Source organism: Kribbella sp. NPDC050470 (genome assembly GCF_044458365.1).
Taxonomy (GTDB): Bacteria; Actinomycetota; Actinomycetes; order Propionibacteriales; family Kribbellaceae; genus Kribbella.
Genome location: NZ_JBITHV010000001.1, coordinates 804,582 through 818,846, shown reverse-complemented (window position 1 = coordinate 818,846; position 14,265 = coordinate 804,582). Strand labels below are relative to the sequence as shown.

The window sequence follows — 14,265 nt, the reverse complement described above, 5'->3', positions numbered from 1 at the left end:
TTCTGTAGGCGTTCCGCGTGTTCGGATCGCCGACGGGTGGTCGCGGACGGGCGGCGACCTGGTCGCGGACCTCGCTGCGGGGCTGGCGGTCGTTCGAGGTCGAGTTTGCAGCAGCAGACCGTCGGGATCGTCGAGCGGTTCTGGGCGGCCGAAGCCGTAGCCGACTCGGGTCGCCGGGGTTCGCCGGTTGCATCGAGTTCGTTGCGTGGGTAGGTCGTGACTGCGTCGGTCTGGAGGAGGGGAAGAACCTCAGGACGTGACCGTCGGGGTCTTGGACTCGGAACTCACCAGCAGTGGATTCGGGGAGTTTCACCGGCTTCGCGCCCGACGCCGGCAGTCGACGAGTGTGTTCTCTGGGAGTCTGCGTTGTCATCCGGACGGGGAGCCCGTGGGAGATACGTCATCTGACGCAAGCCGGGTGGGGGCGGCGCGGCCTACGTTCGGGGGGATAGCGGAACGAGGCCCGCGGGTGCGGGTGGAGGAGGTGCAGGATGACTGCAGGGGTTAAGAATGTCGTGCTGGTGCACGGTGGTTTTGTGGACGGGTCGGGGTGGCAGGGGGTGTACGACCAGCTGACCCAGGACGGTTACCGGGTGGCCGTCGTACAGAATCCGACCATCTCACTGGCCGGTGACGTGGCCGCGACCGAGGCGGTGCTCGACGAGCTGGAGGAACCGGCGATCCTGGTCGGGCACTCGTACGGCGGAGTGGTGGTGACCGAAGCCGGCAACCACCCGAATGTCGCGGCGGTCGTCTACATCGCGGCGTTCGCACCGGACAAGGGTGAGTCGGTCAACACGCTGATCGCCGACCCGCCACCGGGTGCGCCGGTTCCGCCGATCCTGCCGCCGAAGAACGGGTTCCTGTTCCTCGATCGGGAGCAGTTCGCGGCGTCGTTCGCGGGTGACCTGCCGCCGCAGCAGGCGGCGTTCATGGCCGATTCCCAGACCCCATGGGGAGTCGACGCACTCGGCGGAACGGTGTCGGAGCCGGCGTGGCGGGTGAAGCCGTCGTGGTACCTGGTCGCGACCGACGACCGGATGATCCCGCCGCCGGCGCAGCGGGCGATGTCCGAGCGTGCCGGGTCGACCGTCACCGAGGTCGCCGGCAGCCACTCGGTCTACGTTTCGCAGCCGGCCGCGGTGGCTGCGATCATCGTCCAGGCCGCCGAAGGCGTGTCCGGGTAGCTGGTACGTGCGGCGGTCGTGGGAGCTTATGCTCGTTCCCGGGGCCGCCGCCGTACAGCTTGTGAGGGGGTTGGGTGGAGGCGTGGGGTGGACTTGTCGGCCGAGAGGTTGAGCTCGAACAGCTGAGCAGATTCGTCGCCGGCGTTGGCGAGCACGGCGGCGCGCTGTTGCTGTCAGGTGATGCCGGCGTGGGCAAGAGCGCCCTTGTCGAGGCGGCGGTTGGTCAGGCTCTGGCGGACGACGTACGGATCTTGCGTGCAGCAGGGGTCCAGTTCGAAGCCGACATCACCTACGCGTCTCTGCACCAGCTCCTGCAAACGTGTCTGGACGAGTTCGACAGTCTGAGCCCGCGCAATGCCGGCACGTTGAAGGTTGCGCTAGGACTCGCAGACGGCCCACCGCCGGCCCCACTCATGGTTGCTGGAGCCGTGCTTGCACTCCTGCAGCGGTTGGCCAAGGAACGGCCGGTGTTGATGGTCGTCGACGACGTACCGTGGCTCGACCGGGCCAGCGGTCTCGTGCTCGGCATGGTGGCGCGTCGACTCGTAGGCACACGCTCAGCACTTCTCGGTGCCGCGCGCACGGGTGAGTCGAGCTTCTTCGACCACAGTGACCTCGCGATCGAGCACATTCAGCCGCTTCCCGACGAGGCGGCCGCCGAGCTCCTCTCGACCCGCTATCCCGCTCTGGCCCCACGGGTACGTCGGCGGTTGCTCGCCGACGCCCAAGGCAACCCGCTTGCGCTGCTGGAGTTGCCGGTCGCACTGGGCGACCATCTCGATGGCGTCGCAGGTTCGGTGCCGGCGGTGCTGCCACTCGGCCGACGGCTTCAGTCCGCCTTCACCTCCCGGATCAAGGGACTGCCCGACTCGACGTACGGCGTTCTGTTGCTGGCCGCACTCGAAGGTACCGGCGACCTTCGGCTGATCCGGCGGATCGCCGCCAGCCGAAACAGGGACGCGCTCGCTCCGGCCGAGCGAGCAAACGTGATCCGAGTCGACAACAGCACCGAACGTCTGGTCTTCCGGCACCCGCTGATGCGGTCGGCAATCGTCGACCTCTCCACGAGCAGCCAGCGCCGCGAGGCGCACGCCGTACTGGCGCAGCATCTCGCAGACCAGCCTGAACGACGTGTCTGGCACCTCGCCGAAGCCACGACGGAACCCGACGAGGAGGTTGCGGCGCTCCTGCAAGGTGTCGCACACGCCAACCTGCGGCGCGGCGACTCTGTCGGCGCCGTCACGCAACTGCTCCGTGCTGCCGAATTGAGCCCGACAGGAAGCGCCCGCAGCGGGCGCCTCGCCGAGGCCGCATACCTCGGCTCGATCGTCACCGGCGATCTTCGCGACGCACCGCGGCTCCTGGACGCGGCTCGGCAGTCCCACGAAGGAGCCGGCGGACCACTGTCCCTCGCGGTCGCCGGCGCCTACCAACTGCTGCATAGTGACGGCGACATCGACACGGCACACCGGCTCCTGGTCGACGCAGTCAACGATCTCGACGACCCCGGCGATGCACACAACAAGGTCCTGATCGAGGCCCTCTACACCTTGCTGATGATCTGCTTCTTCGGCGGACGGCCAGCGCTGTGGCCGCCGTACGATGCCGCGATCGCCCGGCTCAAGCCGCGTGTCCCCGAGCTACTCGGAATCCTCAGCAGAACCTTCAGCGATCCCGCACGGGCATCCCAGCAGGCACTGGCACAGCTCGATGCATCGATCGCCGGACTGACCGATCAGGTCAGTCCGGCTCGCATCATCCGGACCGGAATCGCCGCGGCGTACCTGGACCGCCTCGCCGACTGCCGCGACGCGCTCTACCGCGCCGTGCAACACGGCCGCGAAGGCGGCGCGATCACTTCGGCGATCGAAGCGCTCTTCCTCCTTGGCCAGGACTCGTTCCACACCGGCCAGTGGGACCAAGCGCAGCACCTTGTCCACGAAGGACTCCAGCTGTGTGACAAGCACGGCTACAAGCTGCTCAGCTGGCCGGGTCTACTGATCACCGGCCTCCTCGCCGCAGCCCGCGGCGACACCGTCACACCGGCGACGATCGCCCAGCAGATGAACGCCTGGGCCGGGCCACGGCGGGCACGGACCACGCAGTTGTACGCCGCCCACATCCAGACGCTGGCCGCCCTTGGGCGCAGCGACTTCGAGGCCGCGTTCACCCAGGCCTCGCTGATCAGTCCGGCCGGCACCATCGCGCCGTACTGCCCGCACGCGCTCTGGGTCTTCCTCGACCTCGTCGAGGCGGCCATGCTCACCGGACGCCACGCCGAGGCTGTCGCCCACGTCAAGGCTGCCCAGGCGATCAGCCTCGAGACGCTGTCGGACCGCCTCCGTCTGGTCGTCCTCACGACCGCAGCCATCACCGAGACCGATGTCGACGACGACCGTCTGGAAGAGGCGATCGCCTCCCCCACCAACGACCGCTGGCCGTTCGACCTCGCCCGAATCCAATTGACCTATGGCGCATATCTCCGCCGCACCAAGAACACCAGCCGAGCCCGCCATCACCTCACTGCCGCCTCGGCAACCTTCCAGCGCCTGAACGCACGCCCCTGGACCACCCGCACCGAGAACGAGCTCCGCGCCACCGGCATCCCGCACGACTCCCCCGGCGACGCCAAGCTGACCACCCAACAACGCCAGATCGCGGAGCTCGCGGCAGCCGGCCTCACCAACAAGCAGATCGCGGAGCGCCTGGTCCTCTCCCCGCGCACCGTCTCCACGCACCTCTACCAGATCTTCCCCAAACTCGGCATCACCACCCGAGCCGCCCTTCGCGACGCCCTCGACCGCCTCCCCCACCCGCACGAATAGATGCTCCGCCGACCCCGTGCATGGCCGACCCAGCACGGTGACCGCCGGTAGCGCCGGGAGCACTCGACGGTATCCCGTGGCTGCTGCCGATCACGGGGCCTGGCCGACCACGGTCGAGCCCACGGGTCGGCCGTGGCGCGACCACGCGCCGCGCGGCGGAACGTGAAGGCAAGAAAGTTTTGCCCGAGCGGACAGAGGCGGAAGCGTGAACGTGGGAGTGGCGCAGGAACAACGGAACCATGGCATCGGAGACCTCGACGAGGCATTGGCGATCTTCGCCGACGTGCGACCCCGGCTGATGGCGATCGCGTGCCGGATCCTCGGCAGCAGCGCCGAGGCCGAGGACGTCGTCCAGGAGACCTGGCTGCGCTGGCAGAAGACGGACCGCACGGTCGTCGAGAACCCACAGGCACTCCTGGCCACGATGACCACGCGACTCGCGATCAACGTGCGTCAGTCCGCCTGGAAGCGTCGCGAAACCCTACTGGACGCCGTACCGGAGGCCGCCAACACGAGCGACGATCCGGCGACCGGGTCCGAGCGCCGGGAGGCGGTGGAGCAGGCGGTGAAGCTGATCATGACGAGGCTGACGCCGAGCGAGCGAGCGGCGTACGTACTGCGGGAGGCGTTCGGCTATCCGTACCGGCAGATCTCGGAGTGTCTGCAGGTTGGAGTGGCCAACGCCCGGCAGCTGGTCAGCCGGGCCCGCGTCCATCTGGTCGCCGGCAGCCGGACGGTGGCGAACCCGGCTCCCCACGAACCCTTCCTGCACGCGTTCATCGCCGCGGCCCGGGCCGGCGAGCTCGCCGGCCTGGAAGAGCTGCTGGCCGGCGACGTCGCCGCCTGACCGCACGCTCGGTACGACGCGCTCGGTACGGCGTTCGGCCTGACGACCGGGCCACCGCCGGATCGTTTCCGGGTCGGCGTCGCGATGCTGAACCTGCTGACCGACGTTCCGGTGCGGATCCTCCGCAGTCGCGGTCACGTGACACAACTCGCTCGCGCAGCCGTCCTCGTCCTCCACGTGGGTGACGACGGGACCAGTGGGACCGGGCACGTGGCGGACCCGTGGTTGTCCCTGGTGTGAGTGGGCGGCCGCCGCGGGACGGTGGTGGCATCACAGAGGAGGCATTCAATGAAGCTGTTTCGTGGACCTCGCGGAGCGCCATCGCAGGCAGTTGTCAGCCGGAACTCGTCGGAGCAGGGACCCGACAACGGGCCGGTGATCGTTCTGGTCGACGAGCGTGGCACCGGTGTCGAGGCGCTGGAGTGGGCCGCGGCCGAGGCGGACGCACGGAGATCGGAACTGCGCATCGTGTACGCGTTGCGGTGGCCGCGACTGCTTGACCCGCTGGGTGACACGACGATCGATCTGGGAGCTCGCGAAGCCGCCGAGATGCACGTAGACGCAGCCGTACGGCGCGCCCGCCGAATCGCGCCCGCGTTGCGGATCACCACCCGGATCTTCCCTGGGAGGCAGGTCACAGCGCTGCTGAACGAAGCGCGTCGTAGCGAGCGGTCCCTCGTCGTACTCAACCATGCCCGCAGGTCCGGTCGGCTCGAACGGGCACTGGCCCGACGGCTGGTTCGTCGTACGTCGGCATCACTCGCGTTGATCGGGTTGTCCTCGCCGGGCGCCGTCGGGCCGTCGACCGGCCGGGTGGTCGTGGGCGTGAACGTCTCCGGTGGCCCACCTGCCGCCCTGGGATTCGCCTTTCGCGCAGCCCGGCGACGTGGGACGGGGCTGACGATCGTGCATGCGACGACCTCGAGCCGACTCGACGCGATCGACGATGCGGTGCGCATCTGGAGGATGGCCTACCCGGACGTCGACGTCCGATGGGACCTAACCCGCGGCCCGGTCGACGGCGCCATCCTCGCGGCCTCGGCGGCCGCCGCTCTGACCGTGCTGGGCCCCGACCGCCACCGGTCCCTCGGCGGCGCCACGTCATACAACGTCCTACACCTCGCCCGCGGCCCAGCCGTCATGGTCGGCTCCGGCTCCGCCTGACAGCAGAGGTGAACCCGGATGCCTTCGGCCTACCGCCGCCGGCTGGTCAGCTTAGGACTGCCAGGCGGCGGCGGACGGCGGTCAGGCTGTCGGCGGCCCGCTGCAAGTGCTCATAGGCGGCGACGAGGTCGGCGTCCGCTGCTTCGACGAACTGTTGCGGGGTGAGTTCGAGAGGATTGTCGGGCTCTCCATCAGGGCCCCATTTCGCCCTGCCGCCGTAGCGATTCAGGTCGAACGACCGCATCATCTGCGCCAGGGCGGACATGAGTGTGCGGACCTCATGGACGTCGGACACCACCACCTGCATGTCGAGGTGGTCGTCCGGGCGGCGCCGCTCCAGTTCGACGGCCCGCAGCAGTCCGGAGTACGCGTTCTGCAGCGCGGCCGTGACTTCGTTGCTCCCGACATCCATGGGGACTCCCTCCTGCGTCGAGGCCTGACTACCGCAGCAGTGACACGCAGGGCAAGAACTAAGTCATTGAAAACGCAACTTCGTTATCAGACGGTTCCGCCCTATGCCACAACCTCGGGCTCGCGCGGATATCGAACATCGGGCTCCAGCGTTTGCCTGGCCGCTGCCGTGCGAGTAACCCTCGCAGCATGGACAGGTCCGAGGAAGAACGCGCCATCTCCGAGATCGTGGAACGCCTGGCCCAACGGTTCCCCCAGGTCCCGCCCGCCGACATCGCCGACACCGTGTCGGCTGCACGGCCCGAGTTCGACGACGCGCCCATCCGCGACTTCGTGCCACTCTTCGTGGAACGCAGCGCGAAGCACAAGCTGAACGACCGCCTGACACCGACCGGCTAGAACGCGCGCACGGCTGGGGGTAGGCCCGGGAAGTCAGCCGACTCACTCACCTCGGCCCACCTCTGCACGTCGTCGAGCGCGCGCTGGTAGACGCGGGTGAGGTTGCGGACGGCTTCGGCGCCGAGCGGCAGCCGTAGCGGCCCGTCCGCGGTGCCGAGCATGTCGCGGATCACCTCGGCGGCTCGCGCTGGGTCACCTTCCTGGATGCCGTCGGCCTGGGCCATGTTGTCGCGCACAGCACCGATCACGTCGTCGTACGTCGCGTTCTGACCCGCCTTGTTGATCACCCCGGACGCGTTGAACTCGGTGCGGAAACGACTGGGTTCCACGATCAGCACTCGGATGCCGAACGGCGCGACCTCGCCCGCGAGAGCCTCAGACCAACCTTCGAGCGCGAACTTGCCGGCCGAGTAGCTGCCGACCGCAGGGAACGACATCCGTCCTCCCTGACTGCTCATCTGCACAATCGCACCCGATCGGCGCTCGCGCATCTGCGGAAGGACCGCTCGCACGTAGGCCGCGGGGCCAAGCACGTGCTGCTCGAGCATGTCCTGGAGTTCGCGGTCCGTCACCTCCTCGGCGGCTCCGACCTGACCGGCGCCGGCGTTGTTGACCAGCACGTCGACTCGCCCGAACACGTCCAGGGCGCGCTCCACCACCGCCGCGGCCCCTGACCTGTCCCGTACGTCGTGCTCGACCACCAGCAGTCGATCCCCATATTGATCCTTGAGCGCATCGAACCGGCCGGCTCGTCGCGCCGTCCCGACCACCTGCTCGCCTGCCCGCAGTGCCGCTTCGGCCAGCGCCAGTCCGAGGCCTGCGCTCGCGCCCGTGATGATCCATGTCTTGGTTTGCGTCATGGACCTGACGCTAAGGATTCGAGCGCGCTCAAAGGCAAACGCGAAGGAAGGACCGGTCAAGTCGGCGTCGCTGCGGAACGGCCGGTACGTCGAGACCAGGCACCAGGAACGACGACTGGGCCGGCCCGCTTGATCCACCGCGCGACAACCTCGGTCTGGACCCGGTGCACACCCGGGAGGGCACCGATGCGTTCGGTGAGGTATCGATGCAGGTCGTCGGCGTCAGCGAGTTCGAGGAACGCGAGGATGCTCGTCGTACCCGTGGTAGTCGACGCGAACGCGACCTCGGAGTGAGAGCCGAGGATGCCAGCGACATCGCCGAGCGACGCTGGTCGCACCTCCATCCAACAGATCACGTCGACCTGTCGTCCGTAGAGCTTGGGGTCGACCTCGATCTCGAACATCAGCATCCCGCTACCGGTGAACTCGGTGATGCGGCGGCGAACTGTCGATTCGGGCATGCCCGACTCACGGGCCAGGCTGGTGACACTCAAGCGACCGTCGGCGGCGAGGAGCCTCAGGAGACGGGCGTCGGCGGCTCCCGGTGCACCGACCTGTGACGGGGCGGTGCGGCGATCCGGGGTGAGGGCCTCGCGTTCGTCCGTGGTCAACGCTTCGAGCCGGCCGGGCCATCCCCCGATGCCCGCGATCGGCGCAAGCAGCCGTTGGGCGGTCACGGTCGCGATGCTGGTATTGCGGCGAAACTGCTCGACCGCGCCGGCGCCGTCACCGGTCGACGTCAGCGTCCGGAGGATGCAACTCAGACCGCCATCGCCCGCCAGCGAGGCGATCCAGGAGGTGTCGTCGCGATCCGCGAGCGCACGCGCGACCCCGTCGATCGACGTACTGGGCGCCGTGATCCGGAGGAACCACTCCTCCTGATCCCGCGGGTCGCGGCGAGTGATGCCGACCACGCGCAACGCCAGGCGAGAACGCAGCCGGTGGTAGCGACGCGAGACCGCACGCTCGGGCATCCCGAGCACCGCCGCGATCCGCGCGAACGACGCCCTCCCGTCGAGCTGCAGCGCGTGCAACACGCGCCGGTCGTCTTCGTCGAGGCTGACTGATTCCCCCATATCCACCGACTCTAGCGACAGCATCCACCAAGTAGTCCGCCGGTGAGCGACAACCTTCGACGTACGCGGCAGGTTGAGTGCGCGACCCGGCGGCACGGGTCTAGCCCGGACGATCCCACCTGATCAGGAGATGCTCATGCTCACGGTTCTGCCCATCCGCTACGTCGCCGACGTGGAGACCTCCCGCCGGTTCTACGAGGGGCTCGGCCTGACGTACCGCGCCGACGTGAGCGTCCCGGTCTGGGCGCACCTCGACGTCGCCGCCGGCGCCGTCGGCATCCACGACGCAGCCGTGTCGAAGGGCAAGCCGATCGGCACGGTCGAACTCGGCTTCGCCACCGACGAGAAACTCGAAGACGTCGCCGCCCGGCTCACCGACCGCGGCTACGAGCACATCCTCGTCGACGAGGACTTCGGCCGCAGTATCCGCGTCACCGACCCTGACGGCGTCACCATCCAGATCCAGGAGATCGACCCGGAGACCATGCGCCGCTCCCAGTCGCAACTGTGAGCCCGCCCGCTATCCAGGACGACGCCTTTCAGCCTGCCCTGGTGTGTCAAAGCCCGCGACGGGTACCGGAACACCGTCACCGACCGGTGATCGCTCGCACGGTGTCATCGGCCGGTGGCCGCACTCGGCCCTGCGACGCGCTCAACGCCGACCCGACGCCGCTGGACCGCGGGTACGGCGCCGCGGGCGTGGCGATCAACTCCGAGTGGACCGAGGGCGTGCGCGTCACTCCGTTGCCCCAGATCAAGTCATCGTTCCCGGTTGCGAACCACCACAAGGCCGTCGCCCTGACGCCCGAGCAGTGGAAGTACACGTTCGCAATTCTGGAACAGCGTGCTGGCGAGCTTCCAGCCCGGCCCGCAGGACGTCCACATCGACTACCACAACGACGACCGGCCGCCGCTGCTGTTCGTCTGCGGCGCCGAGGACCACCCTCATGCCGCCGAGCATCCAGCGGTCCAACGCCAAGCACTACAAGTCGGCGAAGACCATCACCGAGATCAAGGAGTACGACGGCATGCCGCACCTGTCGCCCGCGCAGAAGGGATGGGAGGACGTCGCCGACGACGCTCTGGCCTGGGCCGTGGAACACGCCCGCTGGTCGGCCCCAACCAGCTCCAGACAGCAGGCGACCCTCGACAACCAGCGTTGCGCACGTTCAGTGACAGTGCAACTCCAGAGTGTGCTCTAGCCTTGGCCGAATGACGAGTGTTGTGACCTTCGTCCGTGAGGGCGGGAACCACGTGTGCGGTTGGCTGCGCCGAGGCGTTACGCCAGACGGGACTGCGGGTGCTACTCGCTGAGACGACACCGGACCAGAACGCGGTGAGCTGGCAACGTATCTCTGGCTGGGACGTCCCTGTTCTGGCTCGTGGAGGTGTGCATGCCGACCCTGGTCAGTGGGATGCCATTGCGCGCGACGAGTACTACGCGATCGTCGTGGACACCGCCCGGACGGCCGGCTTCCCAGAGCGGTCCGCGCCAATCCTCAGGGCGTCGACAGACGTGGTCGTCACGCTCGTGCCCGTCGCTGGTTGAACTCGGAACAGTCAGACCGCTCCTCTCGAAGTACGCGCCGCGCGACCATCGATCCTTGGTTCTGCTGAACCAGGTCGGGGCCGGCTCCCAGGTGCTGCGGGAGGCGATCGCCGGGGCCGGTTGGGCGGTCGCACCGGCCGAGATCCCGCTCTCCGAGGCCCACGCAAGGTCCTTCGGCGAGCACCCTCGGCTCCTCGCCACCGCCTTCTCCACCTTCGCCGCCGACCTAAGCACCACCTGGCCAGAACCCATTCCCGCTGGCGCCCGATAGCGCAACAGCATGGCGGATCAGCAGCTCAGTCGAGCGAGGCGCCGCTGGTCAGCCCGAGAACCAAGCCGCCGACGATCAGGACGCTCGCCACGACGGCACGTTGGCGGAGGGCCGCGACGATCCCCACGACCGCCAGCGCGAGCGCGATCAAAACCAACACCGTTGCGAGCTGCATCGATTCACAGTAGGCCGCTGGCATTCGCAGTTGCGGGCTTCTCACAGCTCTCTAACGCCAGTGCAGAACGACGTGCTCGCTGCCTATCATCACGGCCCCACGACCGGAACTCGCGGACGCGCAATGCGTACGGCGGCCGCGTCAGGTTCTCGCCTCACGTGGGACGGCGGCCGCCGCGTAGGCATCCGCCTCGTCGAGGGTCTCGTGCAGGAGTAGCTGCGCGGCGATCCCGTCCAATCGATCACGGTTGTCGCATAGGAGCCGCCCGGCTTCCTGGTAGCACTTGTCGATCAGGCGGCGGACCTCCACGTCGACGGTGTTCAGAAGAGCGTCTGAGGCGACGGCCCGGGGATCCCCGTCCGACGGCAGCACCGAGACCGGACCCACCGCCGCGGACATGCCCGAGCGGCCGACCATTGCGCGGGCGATCCGGGTCGCGGTCTCCAGATCGCTCGGCGCCGGTTTCGCGCGTCGCGCCTTCGGCGACAGTGCCGGTGGTAACCACACGCGACAACGCAGCCAGATCAACATCCGCAGCCAGCGGCTTCCCGCGCGTGCACCCGCAGGATCGCCTCGCGGCCCTAGTGGTCGGGAGCGTGCACGGTGATCGTCCGGTCGAACCGCGGTCGGGCCGCTCCACGGTTGGTGGGACTGGTACGCGGCGTACGTGGTGAATCGGCAGACTGGCAGCAGTCCCGACGAGGCTGCCGAGCGCTACGTGGCCGACGTCAAGCACGTCGTCGTACCGGCCACCTGACCCTCTTGGGCCGGAGACCCGCCACCCGCGGGCCCGCTGAAGGCTGCGCGAACGCGGGTCTGCGCGGTGCGTCGTGCTCAGTCCGATTTGGTTGATGGGGCGGCCGCGGCAGGGGCCTCGGACTTCCAGCTGGCCAAGATCTTCAGGGCGTCGGCTGATGGCGAGCCCTTCTTCGCGGTGTAGAGGAACAGCTGTTGGTCGGGTTGCCCGGGAACGGGGAAGGTCTCGTACTCGATCTCGAGCCGCCCTACCAACGGATGCATCAGTGGCTTGCTTCCGAACGAGCACTCATAGACCGTGTGCTGCGGCCACCACTTGCGGAACTCGTCGCTCTTGACGGTCAGCTCGCCGATCAGCTCGTTGAGCTTGCTGTCGTTCGGGTGGCTGCTGGAGTCGCGCCGCAGGATCGAACTCATGTCGGCCGCGACCTCGTCCCATTCGAGATAGAAGGCGCGTGCCTCGGGCGCCAGGAACGCCCAGCGCGCCAGGCTGCGCGCCAGACCTGCCTCCTTCGTGAAGTCGTGCAGGAGGGCTTTGGCCAGCTCGTTCATCGCCAAGACCTCCATGCCGACGCCCAAGACGAACGCGGCGGTGTTGTCCATCTGCTCCATCATCTGCCGCAGGATCGGGCGCACCTTGGTACTCCGCTTCTCCTGCACGGTGCGCCCGGTCGGCGGCGAGAACAAGGAGAACAGGTAGCTGCGCTCCGTCGGGCTCAGCCGCAGGGCATCGCACAACGCACTCACGACGGCATCCGAGGCGTGCTTGATGCGGCCCTGCTCCATCCGGGTGTAGTAGTCGACACTCACGCCGGCAAGCTGGGCAACCTCGTCGCGGCGCAGACCGGGGACGCGCCGCGCACTGAGGCCCGCCCCGCTGAGGCCTACGTCGCCGGGACGGAGCCGGGCCCGTGCGGCGCGGAGGAAGTCGGCCAGAGTCGACGCGGTGTCCATGCCTCGAGTGTCCTCCGCTTCTCGCGGCGCTGGGTAGGTCAACTTTTCCTAGGCAGAGCGTGGCCTGTTCCGGGCCCCAATTCGTGTTGTCGCGGCGGTTGACTCTGGTGTGCCGACCGGAACAGCCGAACGGCAGATCCCCAACCAGCCCCGCTGCAAGGAGCAACCCATGTACCACATCGCCGTCTACTTCGACGTACAGCCGGAGCACCGCCAGGACTTCATCGACGCCGCCATCAAGGACGGTATCGATTCCGGTGCCAACGAGCCCGGGACGCTGCGCTTCGAGCTGATCCAGGACGAGACCGACCCCAACCGGTTCTACCTCAACGAGGGCTACGAGAGCCTCGATGCCTTCGAGGTGCACGCCGGCGGCCCGTACTTCAAGGAGTTCTTCGACGCGATCACGCCGTACGTCGAGGGCCCGACCTGGCTGATCAAGGGCAACCGCGTCGAGGCCTGAGCCGCCACCGAACCTCCACCGGGCCTCGACAACGCAAGGAGCACGACGCATGGCCAACACGCTGGTCCTCGTGGCCGAGTTCCAGGCCAAGCCTGGCCAGGAGGACGTACTGCGCGACGCGCTCGTCGCGATGATCGTCCCCTCGGAAGCAGAGGCCGGTTGCCTGGGCTACCGGCCGCTGGCCGATCCGGTCAAGCCGGGCTCGATGATCTGCCTCGAGGAATGGCGCGACGAGGCGGCGCTGGAGTTCCACTTCCAGACACCGCATTTCAAGTACGTCGCACAGGTCCTCGACGAGATCCTCGCGGCGCCGTTCACCCTCCGCCGCCTGACGCAGCGCCCGAGCCGGTCTGACCTGCCCGAACAGCGGGAAGGGGCCCGACGGCGGTCCCTTCCCCCGACAACACTCAACCGCCACCTGACAGGAACACCCATGTCCCAGAACACACTCGGCATTTTGCGTGCCGACCACATCGCCGTCCGAGTCCCGGACTACGACGGCACCGTCAAGTTCTACACAGAGGTGCTCGGCTTCACGGTCAAGCAGGAGTGGACGCTGCCCGATGCGCTGCCGGGCGCCAACTTCGCCTACCTCGCCCTCGGCTCCTTCGAGATCGAGGTCATCGCCGGCGGCCGGCTCAGCCCGATCGAGCCGACCGACGATGTCGCCGACCACCTCAGTCGCGGCGGCTACATCCACCTCTGCCTCCGGGTCGACAACCTCGACCACACCGTCGCCGGGCTCAAGGCCAAGGGCATCGAGATCCTCGCCGAGCCGTTCGAAGTCGCCCCGATCGGGCAACGCCTCGCGATGATCAACGACAACAGCGGCAACATCATCGAACTCGCCCAAGCCGCCTGATCCCTGGTCGAAGAGATTCTGTTCGAGCGGGAGCAGCCCTCGGCGAGCTGCGCGGGTGACGGTTCGTACCGACGGCTGCGCGTCGAGCGCAGCGGGGCGGTTGGCGTGCATCGAGCGGCCAACCGCCCCGCGCCGTCGCCGGTCTCGAAGCAGGCGCCGGCACCAGTGTCGTGGAGTATCACAGGAGTCGACGTGCCCGCCGCCGGGATTCTCGACGAAGGGTGCCTCTACCAACTGACCCGACAGCAAGGCGAAGCCCACGAACGAACCATCGAGGTCACATTCGAAGCGCCTGGGCCGAGGCCTAACGCCTTCACCTTCGGGTAACGAGCTGTCCACGCGATGCACTACTCGGCGGCAGCAGGCTGGGCAGGGCGCTTCGGACAACCCGCGTTGCCCTGCTCGACAAAGGGAACCCGTTGGGGCTGGCGTACTTCCTCTACGGGCTCGCCAACGCTCACCTGCT

Annotated in this window: 17 protein-coding genes; 11 read left to right on the top strand and 6 right to left on the bottom strand. The window is 68.1% G+C overall.

From position 1 onward, the window contains the following. Positions 1–491: 491 nt before the first annotated feature. The 5 genes from ACIBGM_RS03870 (at position 492) to ACIBGM_RS03850 (ending at position 6,023) form a co-directional block, all read left to right on the top strand. Positions 492–1,187 carry an alpha/beta fold hydrolase gene (locus ACIBGM_RS03870; protein WP_396384398.1) on the top strand — a complete coding sequence of 232 codons (696 nt, stop codon included), beginning with the start codon at positions 492–494 and terminating at the stop codon, positions 1,185–1,187. Between the two features lie 74 nt (positions 1,188–1,261). Then, complete coding sequence (locus tag ACIBGM_RS03865) at positions 1,262–4,012, top strand: AAA family ATPase (protein WP_396384397.1); 2,751 nt, start codon at positions 1,262–1,264, stop codon at positions 4,010–4,012. A 205-nt stretch (positions 4,013–4,217) separates the two neighbouring features. Further along, entirely contained in the window at positions 4,218–4,859 is a 642-nt protein-coding gene (locus ACIBGM_RS03860; protein ID WP_396384396.1) for a sigma-70 family RNA polymerase sigma factor, read from the top strand. An 84-nt stretch (positions 4,860–4,943) separates the two neighbouring features. Further along, positions 4,944–5,099, top strand: a complete 156-nt coding sequence (locus tag ACIBGM_RS03855; RefSeq protein ID WP_360517225.1) for a hypothetical protein — start codon at positions 4,944–4,946, stop codon at positions 5,097–5,099. A 48-nt stretch (positions 5,100–5,147) separates the two neighbouring features. Continuing rightward, positions 5,148–6,023 (top strand): universal stress protein, encoded by an 876-nt coding sequence (locus ACIBGM_RS03850; protein WP_396384395.1) that lies wholly within the window; start codon positions 5,148–5,150, stop codon positions 6,021–6,023. Positions 6,024–6,069: 46 nt separating this feature from the next. On the opposite strand, the gene ACIBGM_RS03845 is transcribed toward ACIBGM_RS03850, so the two are convergent. Next, positions 6,070–6,435: a hypothetical protein gene (locus tag ACIBGM_RS03845; RefSeq protein WP_396384394.1), complete on the bottom strand. Its 366-nt coding sequence runs from the start codon at positions 6,433–6,435 to the stop codon at positions 6,070–6,072. Positions 6,436–6,623: 188 nt separating this feature from the next. On the opposite strand from ACIBGM_RS03845, the gene ACIBGM_RS03840 reads away from it, so the two are divergent. Beyond that, on the top strand, positions 6,624–6,833 hold the full coding sequence (locus tag ACIBGM_RS03840) for a three-helix bundle dimerization domain-containing protein (protein ID WP_396384393.1): 210 nt from the start codon (positions 6,624–6,626) through the stop codon (positions 6,831–6,833). Here the strand turns inward: ACIBGM_RS03840 and ACIBGM_RS03835 are convergent. Further along, the gene (locus tag ACIBGM_RS03835; RefSeq protein ID WP_396384392.1) at positions 6,830–7,693 is read right to left on the bottom strand and encodes an SDR family NAD(P)-dependent oxidoreductase; all 864 of its coding nucleotides are present in this window, start codon (positions 7,691–7,693) and stop codon (positions 6,830–6,832) included. The two genes, ACIBGM_RS03840 and ACIBGM_RS03835, sit on opposite strands and share 4 nt — an antisense overlap. A gap of 56 nt (positions 7,694–7,749) precedes the next feature. Continuing rightward, positions 7,750–8,769 (bottom strand): Lrp/AsnC family transcriptional regulator, encoded by a 1,020-nt coding sequence (locus tag ACIBGM_RS03830; RefSeq protein ID WP_396384391.1) that lies wholly within the window; start codon positions 8,767–8,769, stop codon positions 7,750–7,752. A 136-nt stretch (positions 8,770–8,905) separates the two neighbouring features. Here ACIBGM_RS03830 and ACIBGM_RS03825 point away from each other — a divergent pair, with 136 nt between their 5' ends. The 3 genes from ACIBGM_RS03825 to ACIBGM_RS03815 all read left to right on the top strand — a co-directional run bounded on the left by ACIBGM_RS03825 (position 8,906) and on the right by ACIBGM_RS03815 (position 10,589). Further along, positions 8,906–9,280 (top strand): VOC family protein, encoded by a 375-nt coding sequence (locus tag ACIBGM_RS03825; protein ID WP_396384390.1) that lies wholly within the window; start codon positions 8,906–8,908, stop codon positions 9,278–9,280. A 436-nt stretch (positions 9,281–9,716) separates the two neighbouring features. Next, positions 9,717–9,971 (top strand): hypothetical protein, encoded by a 255-nt coding sequence (locus ACIBGM_RS03820; RefSeq protein ID WP_396384389.1) that lies wholly within the window; start codon positions 9,717–9,719, stop codon positions 9,969–9,971. A gap of 402 nt (positions 9,972–10,373) precedes the next feature. After that, positions 10,374–10,589, top strand: a complete 216-nt coding sequence (locus ACIBGM_RS03815; protein ID WP_360517201.1) for a hypothetical protein — start codon at positions 10,374–10,376, stop codon at positions 10,587–10,589. Between the two features lie 25 nt (positions 10,590–10,614). Here ACIBGM_RS03815 and ACIBGM_RS03810 read toward each other — a convergent pair whose 3' ends face one another. From ACIBGM_RS03810 to ACIBGM_RS03800, 3 genes are all read right to left on the bottom strand, one after another. Beyond that, complete coding sequence (locus ACIBGM_RS03810; protein WP_360517198.1) at positions 10,615–10,764, bottom strand: hypothetical protein; 150 nt, start codon at positions 10,762–10,764, stop codon at positions 10,615–10,617. 141 nt (positions 10,765–10,905) lie between these two features. After that, positions 10,906–11,271, bottom strand: coding sequence for a hypothetical protein (locus ACIBGM_RS03805; RefSeq protein WP_396384388.1), 366 nt, complete (start codon positions 11,269–11,271; stop codon positions 10,906–10,908). A gap of 327 nt (positions 11,272–11,598) precedes the next feature. After that, the gene (locus tag ACIBGM_RS03800; protein ID WP_396384387.1) at positions 11,599–12,474 is read right to left on the bottom strand and encodes a helix-turn-helix transcriptional regulator; all 876 of its coding nucleotides are present in this window, start codon (positions 12,472–12,474) and stop codon (positions 11,599–11,601) included. Positions 12,475–12,643: 169 nt separating this feature from the next. Between ACIBGM_RS03800 and ACIBGM_RS03795 the strand changes: the two genes are divergently transcribed. Both ACIBGM_RS03795 and ACIBGM_RS03790 read left to right on the top strand, forming a co-directional pair. Then, positions 12,644–12,937, top strand: coding sequence for a putative quinol monooxygenase (locus ACIBGM_RS03795; RefSeq protein ID WP_360517189.1), 294 nt, complete (start codon positions 12,644–12,646; stop codon positions 12,935–12,937). A gap of 49 nt (positions 12,938–12,986) precedes the next feature. Further along, a complete protein-coding gene (locus tag ACIBGM_RS03790; protein ID WP_396384386.1) occupies positions 12,987–13,799 on the top strand; it encodes an antibiotic biosynthesis monooxygenase in 813 nt (270 codons plus the stop codon). Positions 13,800–14,265: the final 466 nt, after the last annotated feature.